Below are 16,014 nucleotides of genomic sequence, written 5' to 3'. Positions count from 1 at the left end.
GCGAACGGGCCGCTCGCGCCGAGGCGCACCTGCAGGCCGTACGCGAGGAACTGGCGGCCCGGGACCGGCCGGCGGAGGACGCCTCCGCCGCGACCGAGTGACCGCGACTCTCCGGCCGCCCTCGACCTCGCCGCCGTACGATGCGGGCGGTCGCACGCCCCGGCACGAGACCCGGGCCGGGCACGGCGACGTACTCACATCGGACGACGGCAGGAGACGGGGCGGGCGATGAGCGAACCGGACCCCGTCTGGACGGAGCGCACGGTCGTACGAGACGGGGTCCGGCTGGTCGCACGTGACCACGGAGGAGACGGGCGTCCCGTCCTGTTCCTGCACGGGCTCGCCGGGTACGGCGGCGAGTGGGACGCCACGGTCGCCGGGATGCATGGACGGCACCGCGTGGTGACGCTGGACCAGCGCGGGCACGGCGCGAGCGAGCGCCGTCCGCCCGGCGGTGACATGTCCCGGCCGGCGTATATGGCGGACGTCATCGAGGTCATCACCGCGCTGCGCCTGGACGACGTCGCCCTGGTCGGGCAGTCCCTCGGCGGGAACACCGCGATGCTGGTCGCCGCCGCCCGCCCCGATCTCGTACGGGCGCTGGTGATGGTCGAGGCGGGCGCCCGCGGCATGGATGCGCGCGACGTGGACCGGATCGGCGCCTGGCTCGGCTCCTGGCCCGTGCCGTTCGGCTCGCTCGATGAGGCGGCGCGATTCTTCGGCGGCGGCCCGGCCGGAGCGGGCTGGGCCGCCGGGCTGGAGCCGCGTGGCGACGGGTGGTGGCCGCGGTTCGACGCCGAGATGATGGTCCGGTCCGTGGCCGGACTGGTCCGCCCGTCCTTCTGGAACGAGTGGCGGCAGGTGGCCTGCCCGGCGCTCGTCGTCCTCGGTGAGTCCGGCATCATCTCCCTCGCCGAGCAGCGTGAGATGGCGTCGGCGCGGCCGGGCACGGCGATGGTGACCGTCCCCGGCGCCGGGCACGACGTTCACCTCGACGCCCCGGGCGCGTTGCGGGCCGTGCTCACCGGCTTCCTGGAACGACGCCCCTGATCGCCGACCCGGGGCCCGCGCCACGCGATCAGCGGCGGGCGCGGGCGAGCAGCACCACCACGCACAGCCCGGCGATGACGCCGGCGAAGTACCGTACGGCGACGAGAAGCCCGACCGCGGTGGCGAGGAACCCCACGCCGACGACCGGCACGCCGACGCCGAGGTAGAGCACCACGTAGAAGCTGGACAGGATGTCCGCGTGGCGGCCGGCCGGCGCCGCCTGGTTCACCGCGGTGAGGCCGCCGAGGAACACCAGGCCCTGGCCGACACCGGCGATCACGGTCGCGACGAGCAGCAACGCGAGTGAGGACAACGTGCCGGCGGCGGCGAGCAGCACCAGGCCCGTGGCGAGCAGTGGGAGCCCGGCCGATTCCAGCCGCCGCGCCGGCCGGCCGTAGGCGGCGAGCTGGGCGAGCGTGGAGCAGGCCAGCATCAGCACCACGACCGCGGCGCCCAGCAGCGGGTTCCCGCTGCCGGACAGGGTGGCGACGTACGTGGGAACGAGGGTGAGGAACAGCCCGATCACGGCGAAGGCCAGGAAGCTCGCCGTCCCGCTGGTCGCGAACACCGTCCGTGTCACGGCGGGGATCTGCGGGCGGCGCGGGACCCACCGGGCGCCGGAACGCCTCGTCGGCAGCGTCGCGATCGTCGCCGCGCCCGGTACGAGCAGCACGAGCTCCACCGCGAACGGCAGCACGTGCGGCGCCGGGGCGTACTGGGCGAGCAGTCCGGCCAGCACCGGTCCGAGTCCGAGCCCGCCGGCGGAGGCCACGGTGGCGACCAGGGCCGCCCTGCGGCGGTCGCCCCCGGGTTCCAGCTCGGTCAGCGCCGCCGTCAGCGGCCCCGAGGCCGCGCCGAGCGCGGCGCCCTGCAGGATTCGGGCCGCGAACAGCCATGCCGTGCCCTCTGCCAGGGCGAACACCAGTGAGCCGAGGGCGGCCAGGGCCACCGCCGGCACCAGTACGGCCCGGCGCCCCACCACGTCCGACAGCGGTCCGGCCACCAGCAGTGAGGGGATCAGGACGGCCGCGTACGCGGCGAAGATCAGCGTCACGACCAGTGGCGAGAAGCCGAACTTCACCGCGTACCCGCGGTAGAGCGGCGTCGGCAGGTTCGTGCCGGTCAGCAGGATCAGCAGCGTGTAGGCGACGGCCCAGAAGCGCCATCGTCGAGGCCGCGAGCCCCGTGGGCGGTGGGCGGGCGTACGGGCGCGGCGCGCGGCGGTGAGGTCGAACGGCATTCGCGTCTCCATCATGTTCGGGAAACGCGAACATAACAGATGTTCGGACTTGCCGAACATGACGGTTATGCTGGATGCCATGGCGAGCCGGACCGCGACCGAACTCCTGCACCCCGACAGTGCCGAGCTGCGGTTCACCACCGTGCTCGCCGCTCTCGGCGACCCGGTCCGGCTGGCGATCGTCGCCCGGCTCGCCGACGTCGAGCCGGACGGCGAGCTCGCGTGCACGACGTTCGCGCTGCCGGTCAGCAAGTCCACGCAGAGCGGCCACTTCAAGGCCCTGCGCGAGGCCGGCGTGATCCGCCAGCGGGACGAGGGCACCCGGCGGCTCAACCGGCTCCGCCGCGACGACCTCGACGCCCGGTTCCCCGGCCTGCTCGACCTCGCCATCCCCCAGGGACGCCAGGTCATCGCCGGCTGGTGACGGGCTTCGCCGCAGGAGCGACCAGGCGTGCCGCAGCACTAGGCTGCGACGAATCGGCTGAATCGTCACGGGGGATCCGGCTTGCCCGATCAACGAGAGCTGCGCGCCGACTGCGCGAACTGTTTCGCGCTGTGCTGCGTCGCACCGGCCTTCGCGGCCTCGGTGGACTTCGCGATCGACAAGGGCGCCGGGCGGCCCTGCCCCAACCTGCGCGCCGACTTCCGCTGCGGCATCCACGCGGACCTGCGCGACAAGGGATTTCGCGGCTGCACCGTCTATGACTGTTTCGGGGCGGGCCAGAAGGTCTCCCGGCACACCTTCGGCGGCCGTGACTGGCGCGCCGACCCGGGCTCCGCACGCCGGATGTTCGCGGTCTTTCCGATCATGCGCGACCTGCACGAGCTGCTGTGGTACCTGACCGAGGCGCTGGCGCTGCCCTCGACCCGCCCGCTGGCCGACCGGATCGACGGCAAACGCCGGGAGATCGAGCGTCTCACCGAGGGCGATCCCGACGCCCTGCTGAAGGTCGACGTCGCCGCGTGGCGACACGAGGTCAACACGCTGCTGTCCCACGTCGGCGAACTGGCACGCGCCGGGACCCCCGGGCACGACCATCGCGGCGCCGACCTCATGGGCCGGGACCTCCGTCGCCGGGACCTGCGCGGCGCGAACCTGCGCGGTGCCCTGCTCATCGGCGCGGACCTGAGGAACGCCGACCTGGACCGCGCCGACCTCACCGGCGCGGACCTGCGCGACGCCGACGTTCGGGGCGCCGACCTGAGCACGAGCCTGTTCCTCACCCAGGCCCAGCTGGACGCCGCCCGGGGCGACACCCGCACACACCTGCCGACCGCGCGCGTACGCCCCGCGCACTGGCCCGGCGCGGGGCCGCGCCTCTCGGACCGGCATCGAATTTCTGAGCCGGAGTGAGGGGGCAGATCTCCAGATCCGGCCGAGGACTGATCGCGATGTCGAGGCCTGCGTGCGGGCTCACGCAGGCCGGGGATCGCGCGGTCCCCGGCCGCGCCGGGCGGATTCCGCTGCGGGTGCTCACGCCCCCGGCCGTCCGCGGCGTCCACCTGCACATCCACGGCGGCGGCTGGACGTTCGGCTCGCCCCGGCCTGTTGTAGGGCCTCGCGCAGGCCACCGAGATCGCAGTGGTCAGCGTCGACTACCGGCTCTCACCCGGGCGCCCCTACCCGGCCCCGCTCCGGACGACTGCGAGGACGCTGAGAGACTTTGGCGTTCTTACCTATTTCCGGGCGGGAGTGGTGCGCAAGCCCCGCGGTCCGGTGGGAAAAGACTGGGGGCGTGTGGGGGGTGGATGGTGTGCGGTCGGCGGCCGGGCCGTTTGTGGGGTGGCGTACGTCGCGGCGTAGCGCGATGGCGGGCGGGGCGTGTGTTCAGGCCGGCTTGGCGAGGCTCCGATCGGATGGGTCGATCACGCTGGAGTCCGGTGGGGTAGCGGGCGAGCCGGTGGTTCTGCGGCCCGCCCCCGAACCGGACCTGAGAGTGGCGAAGGTCGCTGACGGTTCTTTGACCGGACTCCGCCCTCCTGCGCCTGGGGGGCCGGCCGGCCCTCAGCCATCGGTCAAGGAATGGCTGGGCGTCTGGGCGCGTGCAGGAACCACGGCAGCAGTCGAGCAGGCCGATGCTCTGGTGGGTGCTGCCGGTTCGGTCCCGGAACGGATCGAGACTCTCCGGAGCGCGCTGGCGGCGATCGGCGACCCGATGCCACTGACCGACTACGGTGCGGCGGGTCAGGTCGGCAGCGAAGGCGACGCACCGGTATCGCAACGAATGGTCCCCAGCGGACGTGATCTCGAACTCGCCAGGCGCCTGCTGGAGCCAGGTGCTGCAGCACCGTTCAGCGAAGAACTGTCCCGCCTCGAGCACGAACAACTCGCTGCCTCGCGCACATCACCTGGCAGCGCGGACAGCACTTATATCCAGGCGCTGTGGCAGCGTCACCGGAATATCGTTGAGGATCGGTCGATCTTCGATGCCATGCGGGATCGCACCGACTGGGCAGCGCTTCGCCCCTCACAGGTCGCCGCCATGGTGCTCGCCGAACGGCGTGGACGGCAGGTCGCGGCCGCCGAGCGTGACGCGCTGATCGATCTGTTGCGGGGCAAATGGTCTCACTGGGCCGATGGCTATCCGATACATGATGTACGCGTCAACGGCCTGATAGAGAAGGTTCACGACTTCTTGCGTCATCGAATGAACCTCACGGTCAACGTTGAACTCAAGAGCATCCAAGCCGTTCTCTCAGATAATCAAATAGCCCTGAAGAATGTATGGACCACGAAGCTCGATACAGGCTACCCCTACAAGAATATGCGCGGAAAAGTAGAAGAGCTGCTGGGATACTCTGCCACGGTAAAACGCAACACCAATGCGGGCGGAATATATGGTGACCCGCAGGCGAAAGCCTCGGGCAATGATTTCAGTCCAGATGGATCCGATCGATTGGAACTTCCAAAATATGCGGCACTGATGTCGCCGCTTCGGCCAGAGGGCATACTGGCCACCATGGGCGGCGCTAACGTGGTATTTCACCTAAAGGCCGAGGTTCGCGACAGGGCCACGTTCACGCCAAAGGACAGCTTCGCCCCGAAGCTGGAAGGTGCCGGCGGGGTGACCGGCCCCAACGACCTTTTTCCGCTACTCGTACACGGCAATGAAATGGAGATTCGGCTGGCGTTTGCCAAAGCGACCAACTTCGCCTATGACGAAGGCGTGCTCCGCGCGAAGGATTCCGGTGATTTGCCGAGATGTTTTTGGTACTTTGAGGCGCAGATCCATGGAGACCTTACCTGGAAGGACATAGACCGTGTCGTTCTGGTGTGGCGCGTAACTCCAGCAACGTTCAAGCGATTAGAGAAGTGCAGCTCGATCTTGCTAAATTCAAAGCCGAGAACGGCTACGATTTCGGTATAGAAACTTGGTCTCTCCTCCTCGGTCGGCACGTATCTCTAGAGACGGATATCAACGAGACGAGCATCGGTTCTTCACGCCGGCCGGGAACCCCTTTTCGCCCCGGCGCGCCCGGTCGGCCGCCGATGCGGGTAGAGGCGCCCGCAGGAGACTCGGCGGAGGGGCTGCCCGCACAGCGAGGCGCGCGGCCGTTGCCGGAGCCGCCGGCGCTGCCAGACGGGATGCTGCCTTCTGATGCCGAATATGGCGATGAGGACGTTCCCACCTCGATCGTGCTGCTGCCGACCGGACGAGCCGGTGAGGCTGCGGTGTCGGGGGGTGGCCGCTGGCCCCGGCTCAATCAGTCGATCCCTGGAGTGACCTCGCTGCCGTCGATCAGCCGCGACACCTGGACCACGCACCCGGACCCGGCCGGACGCGCAGCAGCCAAGGCCGACGTGGCCCGACTCATCACCCAGCGATTTCCGTCCCTATCCCGGCTCAACCCGACCGGCAACGAATTGAACTGCAACGGCGCGGTCCTCGCGGTCGACTACATGCTCGATGGCCACACCAAGATCAAGATTCCACCCGCCAGCACCCGCGACTTCTACGGCGCGTTCCGGCTCAAGGACAGATACCAAGGCCGCTGGGTCACGGTGGTCGACTACGACGGCATCATCGAGCAGGTCCGGCAACGGCCCGGCAACCGCGGCGCGGTCTACATCGCACGCCCCGACGGCTCCGGCCACCTGTTCAACGTCGTGAACACCGACGACGGCGTGGTCTTCCTCGACGGCCAAGCCGGCACCCTCGCCGAACTACCCGCCGACGCCCAGCAGATCGGCCTGCTGCTGTACCACCCCGACGACAAGAGCCCCACCCACCTGAATACTTCCGCCGCCGCTTCCACCGATGGGCCCCCGATCCCCCCGTCCACCGTCTTCCAACCGCGGCGACACCCATACCGGGGTTCACCGACGGCCTACGCCGGCGCTCTGAGAGATGACATCACCGCTCATCAAACGCCAGCCCCGCACATCGAGCACGACTCCGCCGGGATCGCCTGGACATCACCACACCGCAGCGCCTACACCTTCACCGGCGAACTCATACCCACCGGCCAGCGAGCGTGTGTCAGCGTCACCGTCCTGACCCGCCGGTGAGGTTCCTCCGTTCCGGCGAGACTCGCTCCGACCCGCCCGCCTCGACCGAAACAAGATCAACTGAATGTGGGTTTTGGGCTTACGCGGGCTGGGCCCGATCTACGACAGCGCGATCGACGCGCTCGGGGCGCCGGTCCGGCATGCCAGGTTCAGGAGACGCTTGTGACGTCCACCCGCAGCCACGCGGAGGCGAGGACCGGGCCGGTCTGGATGGTCCTGGCCCTGGCGTGCGGCTACCTGCTCACCTTCGCCGGTTTCATGCTGCTGGGTGGCCGTGCCGCCGACCTGTTCGGCCATTGCCGGATGCTGGTCGCCGGGCTGTTCCTGTTCTCCGCCCCGAGTCTGGTCGGCGGTCCGGCGACCGGACTTGAGGCGGTGGGTCTTCCTTATCAACGTACCGATCGGCGCGATGCTGATCGTCGTGGCCATGCTGTCCCCCGCCGGTACGCGGACCGGCCGGCGGGAGTCGTTCGACCTCGCCGGCGCGGTCACCGGGACGGCGGGGCTGGCCGCGCTGATCTACGGGGTCAGCGGAGCGCCGATCACGGCTGGACGTCCGTGCCGGTCGCGGCGGGCGTGCTTCTGCTCGTCGTCTTCATCGTGGTGGAGGCGCGCTTCGCCGCCCGGCCGCTGATGCCCCTGCGGCTGTTCGGGATCCGAGGGGTGGCCGTCGGCAACGGCATGCTGCTGCTGTTCGGCGGGGTCGCCATCGCGATGTGGTACTTCACGTCGCTGTTCCTGCAGAACGTCCTGGGTTATGGCGGGCTGCGCGCCGGGCTCGGGCAGACACCCGCGGCGGTGACCTTCATGGTGATCGCACGATGGGCCACCGCCCTGCTGCCGCGCACCGGTGTGCGTCCGCTGGTGGCGGCCGGCTGCGGCTGTCTCGTGGCCGGTTTCGGCTGGCTCTCCCGGGCTCACGCCGACAGCGGCCACGTCATCGGCGTGCTCGGGCCCACGCTGCTCATCGCGGTCGGCGTCGGGCTGACCTTCCCCACTCTCATGGCCGCGGCCACCGCCGACGCACCCGAGGGCGACGCGGGGATCATCGGTGGGTCGGTGGGCCTGGCGGTGCTCGCGACCGCCGCCGGCGCCGGAACGCGGGAGGCCGGCGGGAACTCCCCGGCCGCCCTCGCCGCCGGTTACGACCGGGTCTTCCTCCTCGCGGCCGGGCTCGGCCTGGTCATGGCGGCGGCCGGACTACTGCTGCCGCGGCGCCCGCGCGGCTGACCGCCGGTCGCGTTGATCGCACCTGACCTCAGGCGACGGCCTTGGCCAGGTACTCCGCCTGTGCGGCCAGCTCGCGCTCGGCGACCGTCAGCGGATGGGAGAGGAACCCGTGGGCGGCCTCGGCGACCACCTCCAGCGTGGTCTCGTTGCCCGCCGCGCGCCAGCGCGCCGCCATGAACAAGGTGTCATCCAGCAGCGGGTCGCGCGTGCCGACCACGAAACGGGCCGGCGGCAGGCCGCTCAGGTCGGCGTACAACGGGGAGATGTCCGGCGCCCGACGTGCCTCGGCGCCGGTACCCGGCAGGAACTGGTCGTAGAACCAGGCCATGATCGGCGTGGACAGGGCGAGGTTCGGCTCGCCCCACAGCCGCTGGCTGGGCGTCATCGACAGGTCGAAGGCCCCGAACGTCAGCTGGGCCGCGCGGAATCCCTCCCCGCCGAGACGCAGGAGGGTGACCGCGGACAGGTGCGCGCCGGCCGATTCGCCGCCGATCGTCAGCCGGTCGGTGCCGAACTCGCTCCGGGCGTTCGCGACCAGCCAGCGCGCCGCGTCCTCGCAGTCGTCCGGGGCGGCCGGGTAGGGGTGCTCGGGTGAGAGCCGGTAGTCGACGCTGACCACGGCGATCTCGGCGGCCTGTGCGAGGCCCCACAACAGGCCGTCCTGGTCGGAGGCCGAGCCGAACGTCCAGCCGCCGCCGTGGATGTGCAGGTGAACGCCGCGGACGACCGGGGGCGTGAACACCCGCAGCGTAATCTGCCCGGCGCGGCCGGGGATCGCGCGGTCCCGGCCTGCGTCCAGGCGCACCGGGGCCGGGAAGGCGCCCTCGCCGCGGGCCCGTGCCGCCCGCGACGCCACGGGGTCGTTCACCTCGTGGTGGGCCGGAAGAGCGGCGAGAGTCTCGGCCAGGGTCTGGTTGAACGCGCGTGTCTCATCGGCGACGTCCGCGCCGGTCGTGATCAGCATCGCTCCAGCGTGCCGCAGGCGGGCCCGGCCACGAAACCCCCCAGGTCGGCGAAAAACTCCTCGCGATGTCGCCGGACCGGTCACTACCATCGACCGGTGTTGTCTCCCGAGCTCCCGATCAAGACCGAGCGGCTGCTGCTGCGCCTCTACGCCGAAGGCGACCTCGACGATCTCGTCGACATCCAGTCCCGCCCCGACGTGACCCGCTACCTGTACTGGGGCCCGCGAGACCGCACCCAGTCGCGCGGATCGCTCGCCGAAAAGATCGCCGCCTCCGGGCTGGCCAAGGAGGGCGACAACCTGACACTCGCCGTCGAGCTGCCCGAGGCCGGCAAGGTGATCGGCGACGTCCAGCTCTTCTGGACCAGCGAGAAACACCGCCAGGGCGAGATCGGCTACATCTTCCACCCCGACTTCGGAGGGCGCGGCTACGCGACCGAGGCCGCCGAGGTGATCCTCCGCCTGGGCTTCGAGGAGCTGGGCCTGCACCGTCTCGTCGGCCGCCTCGACGGCCGCAACACCGCCTCCGCCCGCGTCCTCGAACGTCTCGGCATGCGCCGCGAGGCGCATCTGGTGCAGAACGAGATGGTCAAGGGCGAGTGGACCGACGAGGTCGTGTACGCGGTGCTCGAGGACGAGTGGCGCGCCCGCCGCGACGTCAGGACCGCTCGCTGACGCTCCGCTCGAAGTCCAGCAGGTGCCGCTTGCGGTCCAGCCCGCCGCCGTAACCGGTCAGGTCGCCGTTCGCGCCCACGACCCGATGGCAGGGCACGATGATGCCGATGGGGTTGTGGCCGTTGGCCAGGCCGACGGCGCGGGCGGCGGCAGGCCGGCCGAGCCGGTCGGCGAGCTGTCCGTACGACACGGTCCGCCCGTACGGGATCGCCCGCAGCGCCTCCCAGACCTGCCGCTGGAACGGCGTGCCGACCGGGGCGAGCGGCAGGTCGAAGCGGGTGCGCCTCCCGGCGAAGTACTCCTCCAGCTGCCGCGCCGCCTCGGCGAAGGGCGCGTCGTCGCGATCGCCGAAGGTCTCGGGCTCGGGCCGGTACCGCTGCCGCTCCATGTACAGGCCGGTGAGGGCGTCGCCGGTGGCGACGAGCGTGAGCGGGCCGAGGGGACTGTCCACGACGGTATGGGACATGAGTTGATCCTGATCAGGTCGGAGTCGAAGGGTCTCAGGCGGGAATCCGGTTGATGGCGTGGTCGCCGGTGGCCCACAGGTGCTGCACCGCGTACGCACGCCAGGGCCGCCACGCCGCGGAGTGGCGGATCAGCGCCGCCGGGGTGCCGGGCAGGCCGAGATGCCGCGCGGCGACGCGTACGCCCAGGTCGGTGGCGGTGAAGGCGTCCGGGTCGCCGAGCGCCCGCACCACGGCGCGGCCGAGGTCGAGCCGTTCCTTCATCCGCCGGACGCGTACCGCGACGTGCGGGCCCGGCAGGTCGAGGGCGGCCACCAGGTCGGCGCGTTCGAGCAGGCCGCCCTCCTCCAGCCACCACAGCGACAGCAGTTCGCGGTCGTCGGCGTCGAGCCACCGGGTCGCCTCGGCGATCTCCCTGCGCTGCCCGGACAGGCTGAGCCGCAGGATCGTCGCCTCGGCGAAGTCGGCGCCCGGATCGGCCACCTCGGGAACGTCGTCGAGCGGCGTCACGGGCGGCCGGGACCGGTGATGGTCGCGGATCTGCCGGATCGCCACCGCGACCAGCCAGGAGCGGAAGGAGTCCGGCTGCCGGAGGCCGGAGACGCCGCGCAACGCCCGCAGGAGCGTCTCCTGCACGACGTCGTCCACGTCCGCATGGCCGTTCAGCGCCCGGCCGACGATGTTGTAGAGGAGCGGCAGGCACCCCGAGGCCAGGTCCGCGAGCGCCCGTTCGTCACCGCGCTGGGCCGCGCGGACCGTACGGACGCCGGGAAGCGGGGGTGTCACGGTCTTGGACTCTTTCACAGTCGGGAGACGCGGCCGGTGGACACCGGATAACACTTTTCCGCCGGATCCTCCCGTGACTGGCCGCCGAGCACCTCAGTTGAGGTCGGCGCGCGCCTGAGCCTCGAACGCGTCCCTCCTCCCGGGCCCGGCGCCGCCCGGGTACGGCCGGGCGTACGCCTCGGCGAACGCCGCCAGCTGCCTCCTCAGGTCCCCCGCGACCAGGGCCGCCTCGCGCAGAACTCCGACGGCCGCGTCGACCCCGAAGACGGCGTCCTCTCCGATGCGATGGACCTCTCTGGGCGGAGAGGCGAGCGTCACCGGCACCGGCGCCCGTACGTGGAGGATGAAGCGATAGCTCCAGTCGTCCCCGTCGTCGACGAACTCCAGCGCCACCTCCGTGTCCGCCGCGGGGACCAGGATCCCGGCCTGGTCCTGGGCGCAGCGCACCAGGGAGGCGACGGCATCCTCCTGGCCCGGCTCGCGCGGTCGCCAGTCCATGCCGATCTGCGGCAACGACACGGACGCCGGACCGCCGGGGTCGCCATTCATGGCGGCGAGCTCATAGGCCGTAATCAGGCTTCTCACCCAGGCACGCGCCGCCCCCTCATTAAGGATGAAAGATGTCATTTATGTGTCCGTTCTCGCTATTTGGTGATGGCCACGAGGTTCCCCGCGCGCCGGCGCGTCCGACCATGAACAGGGCCGCGTACGACGGCTCGCCGTCGTTGTACCCGTCCGATTCCTACTGACCGGGACCGACCTGGTAAGTAACCGGCATTGGACTTACGCGACGGAGGGCCCGGCGAGCGGCAGCCCTGATCGGGGTATAGCGGCGACCTGGCGATATATCGGCCGGTTTCGGCCATCTCGGGAAGCGACTCCCATGGGCCCCCTAGCGGAGCCGGAGCGGGGTCCGCGACGGCGGAAGTCGCCGGTCCCGGCGGCGCCGGTTGGGCACGTTCGCCCACCGTGCGGCGCCTGTGTGCCCGCCCGCTCACTCTGCGTTCCCGGTGGCCCGGAGGACCGTTACGGCGCGGGCCGACCGTTCGCAAGAAATACGCCTCCGCGCCATTTCATCGCGGACGTCTCCCCATCATCATGGGTGACCGACATAAAACGGTCATCGGAGGATCTCTTGCGCGTCCATGTTCTGTCCGGGCTGACGCGGGCGACCGCGGGTACCGCCGTCTGCGGTCTCGCGCTCGCCGCGCTGGTCGCCGGCGGCGATGCACCGGCGTCCGCCACGCCGGCGACGTCGGTGGTGATCAACGAGGTGTACGGCGGCGGGGGGAACTCGGGCGCCACCTACACCAACGACTTCATCGAGCTCACGAACCGGAGCGACGCCGCGGTGAGCCTCGACGGCTGGTCGGTCCAGTACCACTCCGGCGGCGCGACCGGCGCGTGGCAGGTCACCCCGCTCAGCGGCTCGATCGCCCCGGGCGGCTTCTACCTGGTCGGCGAGGCGAAGGGCGCGGGCGGCACCCAGGCGTTGCCGGCGACGCAGGCGAGTGGTGGCATCGCGATGTCCGCCACCTCCGGCACGGTCGCGCTCGTCTCCGGCACCACGGCGCTGACCTGTGCGGATCCGGCGGCATGCCAGAGCGCCTCGGTCGACCTGGTCGGCTTCGGCACGGCGGCGCTGCGGGAGACGGCGCCGGCCGCGGGCGCCTCCAACACCACCTCCGTGCAGCGCTCCGACAAGGCCGACAGCGACGACAACTCCGCCGACTTCACCGCGGGCGACCCGACGCCCGGCGCCGCGAACGCCGGCGGAGGCGACGGCGGTGGAGGCGGCGGGGAGCCCGGCCCGCTCCGCATCCACGACATCCAGGGCGCGAGCTGGATCTCCCCGCACGACGACGAGCAGGTCACGAACGTGCCCGGCGTCGTGACCGCGATCCGTACGTCGGGCAGCAGCCGCGGCTACTGGATCCAGGACCCCACGCCGGACACGAACCCGGCCACCAGCGAGGGCCTGTTCGTCTACTCCACCTCGCCGGGCGTGGCGGTCGGCGACTCCGTCCTCGTCTCGGGCACGGTCAAGGACTACTACCCGCTCGCGAGCGGCGACACGGTGCAGAACACCTCGAACCTGTCGGTGACCGAGATCAGCGGCGCGTCCGCGAGCGTCCTGTCCCACGGCAACGCCCTGCCGGCCGCCGAGGTCATCACGCCCTCCACGGTGCCGGCGGCGTACGCCCCGGATCTCGGCGGGGCGAACATCGAGTCGACGCCGGTCACGCCGGGCCGCTCGGCGCTGGACTTCTGGGAGTCGCGCGAGGGCATGCGCGTCGAGGTCGACGACGCCCGCGTGGTCGGCCCCTCCAACTCCTACGGCGAGCAGTACGTCACGACCAAGCCGGCACAGGTGCCGACGTACCGCGGCGGCACCGAGCTCCGCGCCGAGAACGCCGTGCCGTCCGGCCGGGTCGAGGTCGTGCCCGTCGACGGCAGCGACCCGGGCGTCTCGGTCGGCGACGTCTTCCAGGGCGCGACCGCCGGGCCGGTCGACTACTCGCTGTACGGCGGTTACACGATCGCCGCGACGCAGGTGGGCACCGTCCGGCACAAGAACCTGCCGCCGGTCGTCGCCGCTCCGCAGAGCGGCGGGCAGCTCGCGGTCGCGACGTACAACGTGGAGAACCTCGCGCCCGGCGACCCGGCCGTCAAGTACACGCGACTGGCGCAGGGCGTCGTGACGAACCTGGCGAAGCCCGACATCGTCGCGGTCGAGGAGGTGCAGGACAACACCGGCGCCACCGACGACGGTGTCGTGGCGGCCGACCAGACGCTGACCAGGCTGACCGCGGCGATCGTCGCGGCGGGTGGGCCGAAGTACGACTGGCGTGAGATCGACCCGGTCAACGACCAGGACGGCGGGCAGCCCGGCGGCAACATCCGGGTGGTCTTCCTGTTCAACCCGGCACGGGTGTCGTTCGTGGACCGGGGCTCGTCCTCGGTGAACCGCTCGACCACCCCGACGGCGGTGGAGAAGATCAAGGGCAGGCCCGCGCTCAGCCTGTCGCCGGGCCGCGTGGACCCGGCCGACGCGGCGTGGAACGCCAGCCGCAAGCCGCTCGCGGGCGAGTTCCGGTTCCGGAACAGGCCGGTGTTCGTCATCGCCAACCACTTCGACTCCAAGCTGGGCGACCAGAACGCGGACGGCCGCTTCCAGTACCCCGCGCAGGCGTCCGCCGAGCAGCGCGCGGCCCAGGCCACGGCGGTCCACGACTTCGTCGGCGCGATCCAGAAGGTGGACCGGAAGGCGAACGTGGTGGTGCTCGGCGACCTGAACGACTACCAGTTCAGCCCGGCGCTGTCCGTCCTGCGGACCGGCTCGCCCACCGGCCGCGGCCGGCCGATCCTCACCGACCTGATCAGCACGCTCCCCCGCAAGGAGCAGTACACCTACGTGTTCGACGGCCTCTCCGAGGTGCTCGACCACATTCTGGTGAGCCCCGGCGTACGCGGGGTGCGGTACCAGGTGGTCCACATCAACGCCGAGTACACCGACCAGACGAGCGACCACGACCCGCAGGTCCTGCGCATGACCCCGTAGGGGCGAACGCGAGACCTCCCGGCGCGGTGTCCGCGCCGGGAGGTCTTTTTCGTTGCCGTCAGCCGCGCGGCAGGACCTCCGACAGCACGGACGGCAGGCCGTACCAGTCGCAGGACACGACGCTCGCGTGGTCGCCGGCCAGCTCGGCGACCCGGTCCTTGGCGTCCGCCACCGGCGGGTCGGTGTCGGACAGGGCGGGCGGCACGTTGTGGGCGTCGGTCATCGTCAGCAGGTAGTGGTTCGTGTCGTACCAGGAGGTGTCGACCCCGGCGACGTACGTCGCGGCGTCGCCGTCGAAGACCACGAACCACGGCCGGATGCTCGCGTCGGTGTACTGGGCGCGGGGGTCTCCGCCCATCGCGCCGAGCACGGCGGGGAAGGTCGTGGCGGTACGGACGTTCCCGGCCGCCTCGAGGTTCTTCAGGTACGTGGCGTACTCGACGTCGGTGTGCAGCGTGTCGGTCGGGTTGCCCAGCTCGACCGTGCCGGGGATGACGTACACGATGACCTTGCCGGCCAGCGCGGACCGGCTCGGCCAGGCGTTCGCCTTCGCCGCCTCGTCGAGGGTCGCGTGGGATCCGAGCAGGTCGGCCGGCCGGAAGAGGGTGTCCCCGAGATGGGAATTCACCTCGGCGTCGAATGCGCTCGGCCCCATCCCGTAATTGTTCTGGAAACCGGCCTTCAGCTCCACCTTCACGAAGACGGGCCCCTGGGCGGGGTGCGCGGCGAGCCAGTACTTGATGTCGTCCAGGCATGAGCCGAGGTCTTTGTTGGCACCGCCGGAATAGATGTCGGCGGGGCTCGACGCGTCAACGCAGTTGTTGTCGTTGCTGGTCGGCTTGTCGTGGCTGACCTTCCACTCACGGGTGAAGATGTCGTCCCACGCGTCCAGTTCGATCATGGAGGCGCCCGCGTCGAGCGCCTGTGCCAGGTAGGGGAAGTCCGCCTTGTTGTAGGCGTTGTGGATTCCGACGACGGTCGTCTGGGCCACGGACGCGGCGTCGGAGCGCGCCGGGGTCCCGGGCCAGACCGCCGCCGCCAGAACGGCGGCCGAAACGGCGGTAACGGCCCGGCGAGTGATTCGGTGGAACGACATCAAGCCTCCCGAGGGCAGCGGGGGAATCCAGGGAGTCGATTCGCGCACCGGGGACGTTAAACCGGAATGCGAGTGAGGGGAAGCACTTTTCGGTGAACGATTTGCGATCGGTTGTCGACAACAGTCACCGTTGATGTCATGGGAGGGTTCGCCGGGCGGCCGAGGGCCGTCGCCACGGCCCGGGCCCGGTGACGCGTTGACCTCCACCTCGGTTGAGGTTGCAGCATGCGAATGCCCGGTTCTTCGCGCCGAAGGGAGTGTCGTGATGAGGATTGGCGTCATCCTGCCCTCGGTCGCCGTGCAGAGCGCCCAGGACCTCGACCTTGCGGCCGCCGCGCGGCACGCGGAGGCGGTCGGCCTGGACAGCGTGTGGCACGGCGACCACCTCGCCACCGGCGCCGCGTCGCTGGACGCGCCGGTCGCGCTGGCCGTCGCGG

At 70.9% G+C, this 16,014-nt stretch carries 14 protein-coding genes and 1 pseudogene; 9 read left to right on the top strand and 6 right to left on the bottom strand.

Features of this window, described 5'->3' with window-relative positions; genetic code table 11:
- Window positions 1-228: 228 nt before the first annotated feature.
- Entirely contained in the window at window positions 229-1,050 is an 822-nt protein-coding gene (locus ACFFNX_RS21935) for an alpha/beta fold hydrolase (RefSeq protein WP_378205236.1), read from the top strand.
- A 28-nt stretch (window positions 1,051-1,078) separates the two neighbouring features.
- Here ACFFNX_RS21935 and ACFFNX_RS21930 read toward each other — a convergent pair whose 3' ends face one another.
- Complete coding sequence (locus ACFFNX_RS21930; protein WP_378205233.1) at window positions 1,079-2,290, bottom strand: MFS transporter; 1,212 nt, start codon at window positions 2,288-2,290, stop codon at window positions 1,079-1,081.
- A gap of 79 nt (window positions 2,291-2,369) precedes the next feature.
- Here ACFFNX_RS21930 and ACFFNX_RS21925 point away from each other — a divergent pair, with 79 nt between their 5' ends.
- The 6 genes and pseudogenes from ACFFNX_RS21925 (at window position 2,370) to ACFFNX_RS21900 (ending at window position 8,030) form a co-directional block, all read left to right on the top strand.
- Entirely contained in the window at window positions 2,370-2,714 is a 345-nt protein-coding gene (locus ACFFNX_RS21925; RefSeq protein ID WP_378205230.1) for an ArsR/SmtB family transcription factor, read from the top strand.
- An 81-nt stretch (window positions 2,715-2,795) separates the two neighbouring features.
- Entirely contained in the window at window positions 2,796-3,644 is an 849-nt protein-coding gene (locus tag ACFFNX_RS21920; protein WP_378205227.1) for a pentapeptide repeat-containing protein, read from the top strand.
- Between the two features lie 216 nt (window positions 3,645-3,860).
- Window positions 3,861-4,094: pseudogene (locus tag ACFFNX_RS21915) on the top strand (hypothetical protein); the annotation flags it as partial.
- 133 nt (window positions 4,095-4,227) lie between these two features.
- Window positions 4,228-5,658, top strand: coding sequence for a hypothetical protein (locus ACFFNX_RS21910; protein WP_378205225.1), 1,431 nt, complete (start codon window positions 4,228-4,230; stop codon window positions 5,656-5,658).
- Window positions 5,565-6,800: a toxin glutamine deamidase domain-containing protein gene (locus ACFFNX_RS21905; RefSeq protein WP_378205222.1), complete on the top strand. Its 1,236-nt coding sequence runs from the start codon at window positions 5,565-5,567 to the stop codon at window positions 6,798-6,800. Before ACFFNX_RS21910 ends, ACFFNX_RS21905 begins: the two co-directional genes overlap by 94 nt.
- 162 nt (window positions 6,801-6,962) lie before the next feature.
- A complete protein-coding gene (locus tag ACFFNX_RS21900; protein ID WP_378205219.1) occupies window positions 6,963-8,030 on the top strand; it encodes an MFS transporter in 1,068 nt (355 codons plus the stop codon).
- A gap of 28 nt (window positions 8,031-8,058) precedes the next feature.
- Here the strand turns inward: ACFFNX_RS21900 and ACFFNX_RS21895 are convergent, their stop codons facing one another.
- The gene (locus ACFFNX_RS21895; RefSeq protein ID WP_378205216.1) at window positions 8,059-8,994 is read right to left on the bottom strand and encodes an alpha/beta hydrolase; all 936 of its coding nucleotides are present in this window, start codon (window positions 8,992-8,994) and stop codon (window positions 8,059-8,061) included.
- 96 nt (window positions 8,995-9,090) lie between these two features.
- Here ACFFNX_RS21895 and ACFFNX_RS21890 point away from each other — a divergent pair, with 96 nt between their 5' ends.
- On the top strand, window positions 9,091-9,669 hold the full coding sequence (locus tag ACFFNX_RS21890; RefSeq protein WP_378205212.1) for a GNAT family N-acetyltransferase: 579 nt from the start codon (window positions 9,091-9,093) through the stop codon (window positions 9,667-9,669).
- Here ACFFNX_RS21890 and ACFFNX_RS21885 read toward each other — a convergent pair.
- The 3 genes from ACFFNX_RS21885 to ACFFNX_RS21875 all read right to left on the bottom strand — a co-directional run bounded on the left by ACFFNX_RS21885 (window position 9,653) and on the right by ACFFNX_RS21875 (window position 11,504).
- A complete protein-coding gene (locus ACFFNX_RS21885) occupies window positions 9,653-10,135 on the bottom strand; it encodes a methylated-DNA--[protein]-cysteine S-methyltransferase (RefSeq protein ID WP_378205209.1) in 483 nt (160 codons plus the stop codon). The two genes, ACFFNX_RS21890 and ACFFNX_RS21885, sit on opposite strands and share 17 nt — an antisense overlap.
- A gap of 34 nt (window positions 10,136-10,169) precedes the next feature.
- Window positions 10,170-10,919 carry a sigma-70 family RNA polymerase sigma factor gene (locus ACFFNX_RS21880; RefSeq protein WP_378205206.1) on the bottom strand — a complete coding sequence of 250 codons (750 nt, stop codon included), beginning with the start codon at window positions 10,917-10,919 and terminating at the stop codon, window positions 10,170-10,172.
- Window positions 10,920-11,012: 93 nt separating this feature from the next.
- Complete coding sequence (locus ACFFNX_RS21875; RefSeq protein ID WP_378205203.1) at window positions 11,013-11,504, bottom strand: hypothetical protein; 492 nt, start codon at window positions 11,502-11,504, stop codon at window positions 11,013-11,015.
- Between the two features lie 550 nt (window positions 11,505-12,054).
- Here ACFFNX_RS21875 and ACFFNX_RS21870 point away from each other — a divergent pair.
- The gene (locus tag ACFFNX_RS21870) at window positions 12,055-14,481 is read left to right on the top strand and encodes a DUF8508 domain-containing protein (RefSeq protein ID WP_378205200.1); all 2,427 of its coding nucleotides are present in this window, start codon (window positions 12,055-12,057) and stop codon (window positions 14,479-14,481) included.
- Window positions 14,482-14,539: 58 nt separating this feature from the next.
- Here ACFFNX_RS21870 and ACFFNX_RS21865 read toward each other — a convergent pair whose 3' ends face one another.
- Entirely contained in the window at window positions 14,540-15,472 is a 933-nt protein-coding gene (locus ACFFNX_RS21865) for a phosphatidylinositol-specific phospholipase C domain-containing protein (protein ID WP_378205197.1), read from the bottom strand.
- Window positions 15,473-16,014 lie beyond the last annotated feature (542 nt).

Origin of the sequence: Actinoallomurus acaciae, assembly GCF_042429965.1 — a bacterium.
Lineage (GTDB): Bacteria > Actinomycetota > Actinomycetes > Streptosporangiales > Streptosporangiaceae > Actinoallomurus > Actinoallomurus acaciae.
The sequence above is the reverse complement of the archived record's forward strand: the minus strand, read 5'-3'. Positions and strand labels throughout refer to the sequence as shown.

Bases quoted from the DNA above. Each gene is read 5' to 3' on its own strand.
- ACFFNX_RS21935 (WP_378205236.1), top strand. From the start codon at position 229: ATGAGCGAACCGGACCCCGTCTGGACGGAGCGCACGGTCGTACGAGAC.
- ACFFNX_RS21930 (WP_378205233.1), bottom strand. From the start codon at position 2,290: ATGCCGTTCGACCTCACCGCCGCGCGCCGCGCCCGTACGCCCGCCCAC.
- ACFFNX_RS21925 (WP_378205230.1), top strand. From the start codon at position 2,370: ATGGCGAGCCGGACCGCGACCGAACTCCTGCACCCCGACAGTGCCGAG.
- ACFFNX_RS21895 (WP_378205216.1), bottom strand. From the start codon at position 8,994: ATGCTGATCACGACCGGCGCGGACGTCGCCGATGAGACACGCGCGTTC.
- ACFFNX_RS21885 (WP_378205209.1), bottom strand. From the start codon at position 10,135: ATGTCCCATACCGTCGTGGACAGTCCCCTCGGCCCGCTCACGCTCGTC.